We start from the raw sequence: 13,030 nt of genomic DNA on the forward strand, positions 1-13,030 counted from the left end.
TGATGCTCCGGATGCCATCTCGCTTTCTCACCCGACCCGCCGGGGCTGTCGCCGCGCTCTTTCTGACCGGGCTGGTCGTTTCCTGCGGCCGGCACGACACGGGCGCCACCGGCACGGCGCCGATCTCAAATGCGAAATCGATCTGCGGCCTCGGCGAGCAGCCGGGCCGATTCGCCTACCCCCGCGCTATGGACTCTGACGGCGACTCGCTCTGGATCGTGGACAAGACCGCCCGCGTCCAAAAGATCGACCCGAACAGCGGCGCCTGCCTCGCATCGTTCCGGATGCCGGACTCGGCCCTCGGCAAGCCGGTCGGCATCACCTGCGTCTCGCTCGCCGCGGGATCGCGCGAGGATTCCTACCTTTATATAGCGGACACCCACTACAGCCGCGTGATGGTCTACCGCCCGCCCCCGGGCCCCGACGCCCCCCCGGTCCTGGTGGCCTCAGTCGGTAGCTACGGCATGGAGCCGGGTCAGTTCATCTATCCGACCGATGTGGCCGTGCTCACCTCCCCCGACCGCACCCGCATCGAGCGGATCTACGTCACCGAGTACGGCGGCAACGACCGCGTGAGCGTCTTCGACAGCGAGTGGAAGTTCCTCTTCTCGTTCGGCTCCTACGGCGCCTCGACCTCGCCGGACTCGGTCCAGTTCGACCGTCCGCAGTCCATCGCCATCACCCGCGATGCCGCAGGCGCCCCGGCGGGCGTCATCATCACCGACGCCCGCAACAACCGCGTCGGCCGGTTCACCCTCGACGGCGCCCTCACCGCGTGGATCGGGCTGCCCGGCTCCGAGGGAGCCCATCCGGAGACGGACCAGCCCCCCGTCGCCGACGCCCTGACTTTGTTCAAATACCCCTACGGCATCGCCCTCACCGCCGATCGCTCGGCCCTGATCGCCGAGTTCGGGGGCAACCGCGTCAGCGAACTCGATCTTGACACCAACCACATCATCGCCACCTTCGGCCGTCCCGGCCGCGGCGAGGGCGAACTGGCAACGCCCTGGGCCGTGAGCCTTCAGGGCGGGCGGGTGCACGTCCTGGACTCGGGGAACAACCGCGTTGTGTCGTTCCCGCTGCCGCGGAGAAAGGTGTAGTCTGTCCCACCCCCGTACACCCCCCGTCAACCCCTCTTCCCGGTCCGACGCCAGACTCCGCCAGCCACATGTCGCTCCCCCCGTTCCACCTCGGCCCGATCCAGTTTGACCAGCCCATCTGGCTGCTGATCGCGATCCCGATGTGGGCGCTGGCGATCTGGATCGGCCGCTCGAGCCTCTCGGGGATGGGGACGGCCTCCCGGCGCGTGGCGCTGGTGGTCCGCCTTTTGGTCATCCTCCTCCTGCTCGGCGCCGTGGCCCGCCCGCAGTGGCGGCAGGAAGCCGACACGGTTGTCGTCAGCGTGGTGCTGGATCAATCCAAATCCGTCCCGCTCGCCCTGCAATCCCGGGCCAAGGCCTATCTCGAGGAAGCCGCGGCGGCCTCGGCCCAAAAGGGCGACCAGCAGGCCGCCGTCACCGTCGCGCGCGAGGCCTACGTCCGCGCCCTCCCCACAACCCCCGGCGCCATGAGCGACACCGAGCAGATCGGCGATCGCGACGGCACCAACCTCGCCGAGGGGCTCCGCCTGGCCATGGCGGTCATGCCCAAGACCGCCGCCAACACCGCCCTGATCATCTCCGACTTCAACGAGACCGCAGGCGACCTCATGGCCGCGGCCCAGGCGGCCCGGGCGGCCGGCCTCAAGATCAACGTCCTCCCCCTGCGCTACAAGAACGACCGCGAGGTCGAGCTCGAACGCCTCGTCGCCCCCGCCACCGCGCGCATGGGCGAGACCGTCAACCTTCGCGTCCTGCTCTCCGCCACCCGCCCCACCTCCGGCCGCCTCAATGTCCTGATCGATGGCGAGCCGATCAAGCTCGACCCCGACGCCTCGTTCACCGGCATGGACGTCTCGCTCATCGCCGGGATGAACCCGCTCACCATCCCCGTGGTCATGTCCCGCGGCGGCGCGGTGAAGTTCGAGGCCGTCTTCGACCCTATCCCCGAGGCCGACAACAAGCTGGGCGACACCATCGCCGAGAACAACCGCGGCGAGGCGATCTCGTTCGTCTCCGGCCAGGGCCGCGTGCTCGTCCTGGGCAGCAGCACGGAGGAGGCCGCACCGCTCGTCAAGGCCCTGAACGACGCCAGGATCCAGACCGAACTGCGCGACCTCGACCAGGCTCCAAGATCCCTCGTGGAACTCGGCGCGTACGACGCCGTGGTGCTCCTCAACGCCTCCGCGTACCGCTTCTCCCAGCAGCAGCAGGAGGACCTGCGAACCTACGTCCACGACCTCGGCGGCGGAATGGTGATGATCGGCGGACCGGACTCCTTCGGAGCAGGCGGCTGGATCGGCTCGCCCCTGGCCGATGCCCTGCCGATCAAGCTCGACCCGCCGCAGAAGCGCCAGATGCCCCGCGGCGCCCTCGTGCTCATGATGCACTCCTGCGAGATGCCCAACGGCAACTACTGGGGGAAGCAGACGGCGCTCGCCGCCGTCAAGAACCTCTCCGCCCAGGACCTTGTCGGCGTCGTCGAGTACGGCTGGCAGTCCGGCGGCGCCGAATGGGTCTGGGAACTGCAGGAAGTCGGCTCCCGCGCCGGCGTCAACCGCGCCATCTCCAACATGAACTACGGCGATGCGCCCTCGTTCGATGCCTTCATGCGCCTCGCCATCCCGGCACTCGAGAAGGCCAACGCCGGGCTCAAGCACGCCATCATCATCTCCGACGGTGACCCGCAGGCCCCCTCGCCGGCGCTCATCGGTCGCTACCGCGCCGCCAAGGTGACCGTCTCGACCGTCCTGGTCTTCCCCCACTACATGGGAGCCAGCGGACCGGACTTCTCCACCATGCGGGATATCGCCGAGCAGACAGGCGGCAACTACTACCAGATCACCGAGGACAACCAGCTCAAGAGCCTCCCCGAGATCTTCATCAAGGAAGCTCAGACCGTCCGGCGCGCCCTGATCTGGGAGGGCAAACCGTTCAACCCCTCCGCCGCGAACGTCGCCACCGACGCGATGCGCGGCATCCCCCTGCCCGTGCCCCCCATCACCGGCTACATCGTCACCGCCGAGCGTGAGGGCCTCTCCCAGGTGTCGCTCCGCGGCGTGGAGAACGACCCCATCCTCGCCTCCTGGCAGTACGGCCTGGGCAAGTCCGTCGCCTTCACCTCCGACGCCACCAACCGCTGGTGCGCCGCGTGGCTCCGGTGGCCCTCCTACCGCGCGTTCTGGGAGCAGCACGTCCGCTGGGCCATGCGCCCCAATGCCTCCGCAGATGTCCGCGTCGCCACCGAAGACAGGGGCGACTCCACCCGCATCGTCATCGAGGCCCTCGACCCCGGCTCGGGCGAGCGACTCAACTTCCTCCGCTTCCGCGGCCGGGTGGTTGATCCCGACGGCGGCGCCGAGAGCGTCGAGCTCCGCCAGACCGGCCCGGGCCGCTACGAAGGGCAGTTCAAGTCCGACCGCTCAGGCTCGTACGTCCTCTCGTACCGCTACGACATCCCCGCCGCGGAGGGCACGCCCGCCCGCGAGGGGACCGTGCAGGCCGCCGTGACCCGCCCCTTCGCCGATGAGTTCCGCGCCCTGGAGGACAACTCGGCCCTGGCGCAGCAGATCGCGACGCTCACCGGCGGACGGGTGCTCAGCGGCGATCCCAAGGCCGACGACCTGTGGACCCGCAACGGCCTGGTGATGCCCGTGTCGCTCACCTCCATCTGGCTCTGGTTCGCCGCGATCGCCATCGGCACCTTCCTGGTCGATGTCGCCGTGCGTCGCGTCCGCATCGACCTCCCCGCGATGGCCCTCGCGATCAAGCGCGGCCTCTCCGCCCGGCGCGAGAAGAAGGCCGGGCAGCAGCTCGCCTCCCTCCACGAAGCGCGGCAGCGGGCCCAGCAGTCGATCGCCCAGCGCAGCGCCGAGCAGGCATCGGGCGGATCGCCGCGGGCCGACGAGCCCGCCGCCCCGATGGACCCATCGGTCCGCACCGCCAAGTTCGAAGCGAGCGCCGACGAGCTCGCCGCCGCCCGCAAGTCCGGCCCCGCCGGCGCGATGGGCACACAGGCGCCCGATACCCGCCCCGCGCCCGGCCAGCCGCAGAAACCCAAGGACAAGGCCGCAGAAGAAGAGGGAATCAACCGCCTGCTCAAGGCCAAGAAGCGCGCCCAGGACCAGATGGAGCAGGACTAACCCCCGGCCCGGCCGCGCGCCGGGCTGAAGCAGCACCGCCCGCCCGACCACCGACGACAACGCCGCACGACTGGAGCAACCCATGGCAGCCCCAACCGAGAAACTCCCCGAGACCCCCGCCGAGGTGAAAGCCAAGTGCGAGGCCTTCCGCGACACCTTCAAGCAGCTCAAGGCCGAGGTGGGCAAGGTCATCGTCGGCCACCAGGAGGTGATCGAGGCGACGCTCATCGCCCTCTTCGCCGGCGGCAACGTTCTGCTCGAGGGCGTTCCTGGCCTGGGCAAGACGCTGCTGGTCCGCACGCTGGCCCAGAGCCTCCACCTCCCCTTCAGCCGCATCCAGTTCACCCCCGACCTGATGCCCGCCGACGTCATCGGCACCAACATCGTCATGGAGGACCCCGCCACCGGCCGCCGGTTCTTCCAGTTCAACAAGGGCCCGATCTTCGCCCAGATCGTCCTCGCCGACGAGATCAACCGCGCCACGCCCAAGACCCAGTCCGCGCTCCTCGAGGCCATGCAGGAGCGCTCCGTCACCGTCGCGGGCACGAGCTACAAGCTCGACCTCCCGTTCTTCGTCCTCGCCACCCAGAACCCCATCGAGCAGGAGGGGACCTACCCCCTCCCCGAGGCCCAGCTCGACCGCTTCATCTTCAAGATCAACGTCGGCTACTCCCAGCTCGACGACCTGCTCACCGTCCTGGACCGCACCACCGGCACCGCCGCCCCGGAGGTCAAGCCCCTCCTCGACGGCCCGCAGATCATGGCGGCCCAGCAACTCATCCGCGGCTGCATCGTCGCGCCGCACGTCAAGGAGTACGCCGCCCGCCTCGTCCTGGCCACGCACCCCGGCGGCGAGTTCCAGGCCGGCGGCGACGGCGGCATCACCACCAAGTACATCCGCTGCGGCGCCTCCCCCCGCGGCGCCCAGGCCATCCTGCTGGGCGCCAAGGTCAAGGCCCTCACCGACGGCCGCTACCACGTCGGCTACCGCGATGTGCAGGACATCGCCACCCTCGCGCTGCGCCACCGAATCCTGCTCAACTTCGAGGCCGAAGCCGACCGCATCGACTCGGACGCCATCGTCCGGCAAATCCTTGAACTCACGCCAAAGGAGCCGGTGCGCGCCACGGCGTGACCTAAACGCGACCGTGGCCCACACACCGTTCATCTCCCCGCCAACCTGCCCCCTGGTAACCATGTTCCGTATTCACTCAATAGCCATTTGTACTTTGCTTACAGCCGCGCCCACCGGCTGCAGTACGGGCAACTTCGCCCCGATTCACTCTCGCATGAGCGAGGAATGCGTCAACCGCACGCTCGAACGGGATATCCCGACCGGCACTCCCGCGGTAACCGTCAAGAACACGCTTGATGAGTGGAAGGTCGCGTATGCGGATCGTCTCGAGGAAGTCGGCGAGATATCCGCTTTCCTGGATGAGCCTTGGTACCAACCGATCGTTCTCCCCTTCAAGACGGTGGGAAGCGTCACGTTCCGATTCAACGACGAGTGCCAACTGGAGTCATGGACGCAGTGCCGTGGCGGGTTGGCTCCCTGACACCACGAGAGGTTGATGCTCCGAACCCCCTCCATCCAGCGCCCCGACTCGATCGAGGACCTCCTCAGCCCCGATCTCATGTCGCGTCTCGGCCAGCTCGATGTCTCCTCGCGCAAGATCTTCGCCGGCAAACTCAAGGGCGAGCGCCGCAGCAAGAAACGCGGCGAGTCCGTCGAGTTCGCCGACCACCGCCCCTACGTCGTCGGCGACGACCTCCGCCATATTGACTGGAACCTCTTCGGCCGCCTCGACCGCCTCTTCCTCAAGCTCTTCCTCGAAGAGGAGGACCTCTCTCTCCACCTCGTCATCGACGCCTCCGCCTCGGGCGACTGCGGCGAGCCCCACAAGTTCCTCTTCATGCAGCGCCTCGCCGCCGCCCTCGCCTACATCGGCCTGGTCAACCTCAACCGCGTCGCCATCACCGCCATCGGCGGCGGCAACGCCGGCATCGCCTCGGCCGTCCGCGACCTCCGCGGCCGGCGGCGCCTCCACGATGTCTCCCGCTTTCTCTGCTCCCTCACCCCCGCGGGGCCTTCGAACTTCACCGAGGCCGCCAAGCGCATCGCCATCACCCGGCGCGGCAAGGGGGTCATGATCGTCCTCTCCGACTTCTTCTTCAAAGAGGGCTACGACACCGGCCTGCGCCTGCTCGTCGGCCACGGCTACGACCTCTTCGCCATCCAGGCCCTGAGCCCGCAGGAGCTCGAGCCCACGCTCGGCGGCGACCTGCGCCTCAAGGATGTCGAGGACGGCGACACCGCCGAGATCACCGTCTCCGCCCCGCTCCTCAAACGCTACAAGGCCAACATGAACGCCTACATCACCCGCCTGCACGACTTCTGCGCCCAGCGCGACATCGTCCACCTCATGGTCAAGTCCGATGCCCCCATCGACGTTCTCGTCCTCGATCACCTGCGAAGGAGAGGCCTGCTGAAATGATGTCCATCCGCCCCAACCTTGCCCGTTGCCCCGCGACCACCGCCGCCGCCCTCGCGGCGTGCCTCGCCATCGGCGCCTGCAACTCCCCGCCGAACGCGCCCCCTCCCACTGCCTCGGAGGCGTTCGCCCGGTCCAGCGACGCGGACCTGCGCACCCGCCTGATCACCGATTTCCCCCTGGGCTCATCGCGCGAAGCCGTCGAGGCCACCGCCGCGAGGATCGGCCTGCGCATCGCCCACTACCAGCGCTACTCCCCCTCGCTCGACCGCTCCGACACCCCCACGCTGGCCGAGACCACCTCCCGCTTCGACGTCCTGCTGATCGCCGACGCGATGCCCGCGTACAAGGACCAGGATCCGCTCCCCGCGCGCCAGCGGCTGGTCACCTTCCGCTTCTCATCCAGCGACGAACTGCTCCGGATCGAGGTCCGGCCTCCCAAGGACCCCAACGCGCCGCCGACCGTGGTCATCGAGTAACCCCGTGAACCCCGCCGCGACACCATCCCGCCACGCCTCGCCCCGTGGAGCCCGCGCATGACCTGGGCAACCCCCCTCATCGCCGGCATCGCCGCGGCCATCGCCATCCCCACGCTCCTCATCCTCTATTTCCTCAAGCTGCGCCGGCGCGATCTCGAGGTCTCCACCACCCTCCTGTGGAAGAAGTCCATCCAGGACCTCCAGGCCAACGCGCCGTTCCAGAAACTCCGCCGCAACCTGCTCCTGTTCCTGCAGCTGCTCGCCCTCCTCGCCGCCCTCGCCGCCCTCGGCCAGCCCCAGTTCAAGGCCCTTTCCACTAAGGGCGCCCGCCACGTCATCATGCTCGACCGCTCCGCCTCGATGAACTCCACCGACGGCGCCGACACCGAGGGCTCGCGCGAGCCGCGCCTCGGCGCCGCCAAGGCCGAGGCCCTCCGGCTCGTCGATTCCCTCCCCGAGCCCGGGTTCTTCGCCGAGCCCGAGTCCGGCGACCAGGCGATGGTCATCGTCTTCGATACCAGCGCCGAGGTCGTCCAGCCCTTCACCGCCAGCAAGCCCGATCTCCGGCGCGCCATCGAGTCCGTCACCCCCACCGACTCGACCACCTCGCTCCAGGCCGCCCTCAAGCTCGCCAAGGCCTACTCCCCCCGCATCATCAACCGCGAAGAGGTTCGCGCCGTCACCCACGCGCCGCCGCTCACCATCCACCTGTTCTCCGACGGCCGCATCCCCGATTCCGCCCGCCTCGCCGTCAACCCCGATGAACTCGAGGCCTCCGACCTCTCCCCCGACGACCAGGTCATCTTCCACTCCCTCGGGTCCGCCGAGGCGCCCAACCTGGGCATCACCGGCCTCCGTGCCGAGCGCGCGTACGACAACCCCGGCAAGCTCACCATCTTCGTCGGCCTCCACAACTCCTCCCTCGCCGATCGCAACGCCGACGTCGAGCTCTCGATCGACAACCAGCGTGCCGCAGTCCGCGCCCTCACGATCCCCGCCGCCACGCGCGGCGCCCCGACCGCCGCCCCAGCGGCCCCGGACGCTCCGCCGCCGCTGGGCGACATCGACCCGCGCGCCGGCGGCCTGGTCTTCACCCTCGACCGCCCCGAGGGCGGCGTCGCCGCGGTCAGGCTCATCCAGTCCCAGCCCGACTCGCTCCCCACCGACGACATCGCCTACGTCGTCATCCCCCCCGCCCGCCGCCTCAGCGTCGCGCTGGTCACCTCCGGCAACCTCTTCCTCCGCGAGGCGATCGAGGGGATGAACCTCTCCCGGCGCGTCGTCATCACCCCGGAGGCCTTCCAGCAGATGGCCGAGGGCAAGTCCGTCAACAACACCACCCTCGCCGACTTCGACGTGGTCGTCCTCGACCGCTTCATCCCCACGCTCAAGGACGCCGCCGGCAAGGCCATCCCCACCCTCCCGCCCGGCCGCATCCTCGTCATGAGTGCCGTCCCTCCGCCCCCTTTGGGCGCGATCGACGAGGGCCCCGGCGAACCCTCCCTCATCGTCGATTACGCACGCGACCACCCCGCGCTCCGCTACGCGGGCCTCACCGACCTGCTCATCGCCCGCGGCCGCAAGGTCAAGATCGCTCCGGAGTCCCCGGTCCGCGCCATCGCCTCCGACCAGTACGGCCCCGCCATCCTCGAAGCCGCCAACAACGCCACCCGCGCCATCATCGTCCCCTTTGACCCCGCCGAGACCGATTGGCCCCTCAAGCCCGGCTTCGTCCTCTTCCTCGCCTCCGCCATCCAGAACCTCGCGACCGACGGCCCCGAAGCCCTCGGCGACTCCCTCCGCCCCGGCGAGACCCTCGTGCAGCGACTCCCCCTGGGCGCCACCGACGCTCGCATCGTCCTCCCCGACACCACCTCGGTCCCCCTCGCCGTCGCTCCCGACGGCCGCGTCGCCTTCGGCCCAGTCTCCAAGGTCGGCATCTACACCGTCTCCTGGGCCGGCCCCACCCTTCCCACCGACGTCGTCGTCGACAACCGCGGCCGGCGCGCCGCCGCCGTCAACCTCCTCGACCCCGCCGAATCGCTCGTCGCCGCCCGCTCCACGCTCGACCTCCCCGGCCGGCTCGTAACGGCCACGCCCACCGCCGAGTCCGATTCCGTCCAGCGCCTCTGGCCCTGGCTCCTGCTCGCCGCCCTCGCCGTTGTCATGTTCGAGTGGTTCATCTACAACCGCAAGGTGTACGTGTGACCTCGTTCTGTCATCCAGCCCTTCCCCGCGCCGGCGCCCCGCCGCGGCGGTCCCACTCCCGGCGCCCGCCCATCCTCTCGCTCCTCGCCCCGCTCCTTGCCGTCTGGCTCATCGCCTCGACCGCGCGGGCCCAATCCGACGAGCCCCCGCCCACGGTCGAGATCGACGCGCCCGCCATACCCACGCCCGCCGCGAGCCCACCCGACAGGCCCTCGCTCCTTGCCCGCTTCCCCTCCACCGATCGCCCGATCGGCCGCTGGCTCCCCGTCGTCGTCTCGATCCAGGGCGGCACCAAGCCCTTCGACGGCGTCCTCCGCATCGAGTTCACCCAGACGTCCAGCCGCACCGCCGCCGTCGTCACGCGCGTCGCCGCCACCCCGGGCCGGATCTCCGACTACACCGTCGCCATCAACCCGTCTCCATCCGCCGGCCGCATCGCCTTCTCCCTCATCGATTCCCGCGGCGAGGTCGCTCGCGTGGTCTACTCCACCGCGCCCGATTCCACCGAGATGCAGCTTCCCCTGATCAACGGCCGCAACCAGCAGATCGCGGCGCTCTGCGTCGGCCCACCGGGCGGCATCGCCGCCTCGGTCGCGCCGGCCCTTGAACTCCAGCCCGTCGGGATCATCGCCTCGCAGGCCCGCGCCCCCTCGATCGGCGCCGATGCGCTCCCCGGCGCATGGGCCGCCTACGACTCCCTGCGCGTCCTCATCGTCGAGGCCGAGTCCGCCGCCCGCGCCGATCCCCGCGCCCTTGCCGCCATCCACGAGTGGGTCTCTTCCGGCGGCCGCCTCATCATCATCGCCTCCCGCCCAGGGCGAGAGTGGCGATCATGGCTCCCCCCGGCGCCCTTCGGCTCGGTCGTCACCATCGATGAACCCGCCGACCTCCCCACGCCGCGGGACCTCGCGGGCGTCGCTGCCGCGGTCCGTCCCCGCGGCAACCTCGTCGATCGCACCCGCACCGACCGCACCTACACGTGGACCTCCAGCGGCTACCAGCGCGTCTACGGCCCCGTAGACCTTTCCTCCCGCACCGCTAACACACTCGGCAGCGACTCGACGGACCCCGCCCACGCGCCGGCGGACCCGGCCGCCGCCGCCCCAACGCCGGTCCCGTCGCCCTCCGTCACCGCCCGCATCGTCCGCATCACCCCCGCCGGTCGCGAGTTCGGCTGGCGCACACGCTGGACCGCCCACTCGGTCAGCCCCGACGAGATCACGGTGCAGTCCCCGGAACTGACCACGGGCGACGGCGCCGCGGGCCTCATCGCCGAGGGTCCCGTCGGGTTCGGCTTCGTTACGATCGTCGGCGTCGACCCGCGCCGCTGCACGACCGTCCTCTCCGAGCCCGCCATCAAGGCCGTCTGGGAGTCGATCCTCCGGCCCGCCGTGGTCGACTCCAGCGCCACCGCGGCGAGCCAGTGGGGCGGCTACGCGGTCCCCCTCACCGAGTCTGCCCGCTCCTCGGTGCTGGACTCGCTCAGCGATGTCCCCACCGTCGGCCCCGGCGCGTTCCGCCTGATCATCGTCGCGATGGTCCTCCTCGCCCTGCTCCTTGGCCCGATCGACGCGTTCATCCTCGGCCGCCTCTCGCTGCGCCACCGCTCGTGGATCAGCGCCCTGCTCTGGATCTCCATCGCGTCCATCGCCGCGTACCAGTTCCCGCTCCTGGCCCGGTCGACCGAGTGCGTCGTCAACCGCGTCCGCGTCATCGATGCCCTCTTCCCGGCTCACGCATCTGTCGGCCCGACGGCCCCCGGCGCCTCCTCCCTCCGCGCCGTCGCCCCCGGCTCCGGCGCCGCCACACCGCTCGCCTGGCAGACCGGCCTCACCGGCTTCTTTGCCGGCTCCACCCTCAGCGCCTCCTTCACCGGCGACCGCATCGGCTCCTCCTGGTGGCGCTGCGTGGTGGCGAACGACGAGAACTACTGGGGCATTCAAGACTCCCAACGCGACTCCTTCGGCGGCGCCATCCCGTTCGCTGAAACCGTCCCCGACCTCGCGTCGCTCGGCTCGGCCCCGGACCCCTGGGGCGGCTGGCCGCTCGTCCCCAACGCCTCGGGCCTCGCGGGCGCGCCCCTCGCCCCCACCACCTACCCCCTCTGGACCTTCCACACCTTCGAGGACCGCTCCCGCACCCTTCCGCCCTTCGATGTCCGCCTCTCGGATTCCGTGGCCGACGGCGCCACGCCCGAGTCCCCACTCGTCGTGCTCTCCAACCTGCCGGAGGATGCGACCCTGGTCTGGGGCGCACTGCGGACCGCCAACGCCTGGTCCGAACTCACGTTCAACGAGCCCACGGGCGCCACCCGCACCGCGTCGCTCGCCCGGTTCTCCGCCGTCATCCCGACCCCATGGGCGCTCCCCGAGAACCTCACGCAGGGGTATTACTACTACTACGCCAACCAGAACAGGGCGGGGGCCCTCCCCTCTCTCCCCGGCGTCGCACTCCAGCTCACCGGCCCCGACACCCGCGAACAGGCCGTCTCCGCGCTGCTCGCCACCGGCCGCTGGGCAGCGGTCTACGCCTCCCTCGATCACGCCCCCGACGACATGACCCTCTCCGTCCCCGCTCAGCGACGCACCCGCCTCGTGCTCCGCGCCGTCATCCCCATCCCCGAATCCCTCATCCGCTCTCTCGGAGACGCACGTTGATCGAGCTCCGCGACGTCACCAAGAAATACGGCGACCTTACCGCCCTCGACTCACTCACCCTCTCCATCGGCGAGGGCGAGGTCTTCGGCTTCATCGGCCCCAACGGCGCCGGCAAGTCCACGACGATGAAGATCCTCGCCTGCCTCCTCCGCCCCGATTCCGGCTCCGCCTCTGTCGGCGGGCACGATGTCCTCACCGACGGCGACGCCATCCGCCGCCTCGTCGGCTACATGCCCGATTTCCTCGGCGTCTACGACGACCTCACCGTCGACGAGTACCTCCAGTTCTTCGCCTCCGCCTTCCGCATCCCCTCGAGCAAGCGACGCGCCACCGTCGACGGCGTCCTCGATCTCACCGACCTGACCGCCAAGAAAAACGCCATGGTCGAGTCGCTCTCCCGCGGCATGCAGCAGCGGCTCGGCGTCGCCCGCGTCCTCATCCACGACCCCAAGGTCCTGCTCCTCGACGAGCCCGCCTCCGGCCTCGACCCCCGCGCCCGCATCGAGATGCGCGAACTCCTCACCGAGCTGGGCCGCATGGGCAAGACCATCATGGTCTCCTCCCACATCCTCTCCGAACTCGCGGAGATGTGCACCACCATCGGCATCATCGAACGCGGCAAACTCCTCTACGCCGGATCCATCCAGGACGCCTATGCCCGCGCCCAGGTCGGCCAGCGCGTCGCCGTCGGCCTCGAGCCAGGCGGCGCCCCGCTCGACCAGGCCATCCTCTCCCTCCAGCGGCACCCCGCCGTCGCCTCCGCGTTCCGCGAGAACACCCCGGGCAACGGCACGCTGCTCATCATCGAACTCCACGCCGACGCCACCAGCCACCACGGCGTCATCGAGACCCTCGTCGCCTCCGGCTGCCGAATCTCCTCCTTCACCCCGCGCCAGATCAAACTCGAGGACGCCTTCCTCCGCCTCACCAAGGGCCGCGTGAACTAGCCGACCT

The 13,030-nt window shown here is 70.0% G+C and carries 9 protein-coding genes; all 9 read left to right on the forward strand.

Annotated elements, in window-relative coordinates:
* Positions 1-11: 11 nt before the first annotated feature.
* Positions 12-1,100 carry a hypothetical protein gene (locus KF745_07735; GenBank protein ID MBX3358304.1) on the forward strand — a complete coding sequence of 363 codons (1,089 nt, stop codon included), beginning with the start codon at positions 12-14 and terminating at the stop codon, positions 1,098-1,100.
* 68 nt (positions 1,101-1,168) lie between these two features.
* On the forward strand, positions 1,169-4,240 hold the full coding sequence (locus tag KF745_07740; GenBank protein ID MBX3358305.1) for a VWA domain-containing protein: 3,072 nt from the start codon (positions 1,169-1,171) through the stop codon (positions 4,238-4,240).
* Positions 4,241-4,322: 82 nt separating this feature from the next.
* The gene (locus KF745_07745; GenBank protein ID MBX3358306.1) at positions 4,323-5,375 is read left to right on the forward strand and encodes a MoxR family ATPase; all 1,053 of its coding nucleotides are present in this window, start codon (positions 4,323-4,325) and stop codon (positions 5,373-5,375) included.
* A 154-nt stretch (positions 5,376-5,529) separates the two neighbouring features.
* Positions 5,530-5,796, forward strand: coding sequence for a hypothetical protein (locus KF745_07750; protein MBX3358307.1), 267 nt, complete (start codon positions 5,530-5,532; stop codon positions 5,794-5,796).
* Between the two features lie 15 nt (positions 5,797-5,811).
* Positions 5,812-6,735 (forward strand): DUF58 domain-containing protein, encoded by a 924-nt coding sequence (locus KF745_07755; protein ID MBX3358308.1) that lies wholly within the window; start codon positions 5,812-5,814, stop codon positions 6,733-6,735.
* On the forward strand, positions 6,732-7,211 hold the full coding sequence (locus KF745_07760; protein ID MBX3358309.1) for a hypothetical protein: 480 nt from the start codon (positions 6,732-6,734) through the stop codon (positions 7,209-7,211). The genes KF745_07755 and KF745_07760 overlap by 4 nt, the downstream gene beginning before the upstream one ends.
* Positions 7,212-7,268: 57 nt before the next feature.
* Complete coding sequence (locus KF745_07765) at positions 7,269-9,419, forward strand: VWA domain-containing protein (protein MBX3358310.1); 2,151 nt, start codon at positions 7,269-7,271, stop codon at positions 9,417-9,419.
* Positions 9,416-12,076, forward strand: coding sequence for a hypothetical protein (locus tag KF745_07770; GenBank protein MBX3358311.1), 2,661 nt, complete (start codon positions 9,416-9,418; stop codon positions 12,074-12,076). The genes KF745_07765 and KF745_07770 overlap by 4 nt, the downstream gene beginning before the upstream one ends.
* Entirely contained in the window at positions 12,073-13,023 is a 951-nt protein-coding gene (locus tag KF745_07775) for an ABC transporter ATP-binding protein (GenBank protein ID MBX3358312.1), read from the forward strand. The genes KF745_07770 and KF745_07775 overlap by 4 nt, the downstream gene beginning before the upstream one ends.
* Positions 13,024-13,030 lie beyond the last annotated feature (7 nt).

The organism is Phycisphaeraceae bacterium, from assembly GCA_019636655.1.
Lineage (GTDB): Bacteria > Planctomycetota > Phycisphaerae > Phycisphaerales > UBA1924 > JAHBXB01.

Coding starts and splice junctions, on each gene's coding strand:
- KF745_07765 (MBX3358310.1), top strand. CDS start 7,269: ATGACCTGGGCAACCCCCCTCATCGCCGGCATCGCCGCGGCCATCGCC.
- KF745_07750 (MBX3358307.1), top strand. CDS start 5,530: ATGAGCGAGGAATGCGTCAACCGCACGCTCGAACGGGATATCCCGACC.
- KF745_07745 (MBX3358306.1), top strand. CDS start 4,323: ATGGCAGCCCCAACCGAGAAACTCCCCGAGACCCCCGCCGAGGTGAAA.
- KF745_07735 (MBX3358304.1), top strand. CDS start 12: ATGCCATCTCGCTTTCTCACCCGACCCGCCGGGGCTGTCGCCGCGCTC.
- KF745_07755 (MBX3358308.1), top strand. CDS start 5,812: ATGCTCCGAACCCCCTCCATCCAGCGCCCCGACTCGATCGAGGACCTC.
- KF745_07740 (MBX3358305.1), top strand. CDS start 1,169: ATGTCGCTCCCCCCGTTCCACCTCGGCCCGATCCAGTTTGACCAGCCC.
- KF745_07760 (MBX3358309.1), top strand. CDS start 6,732: ATGATGTCCATCCGCCCCAACCTTGCCCGTTGCCCCGCGACCACCGCC.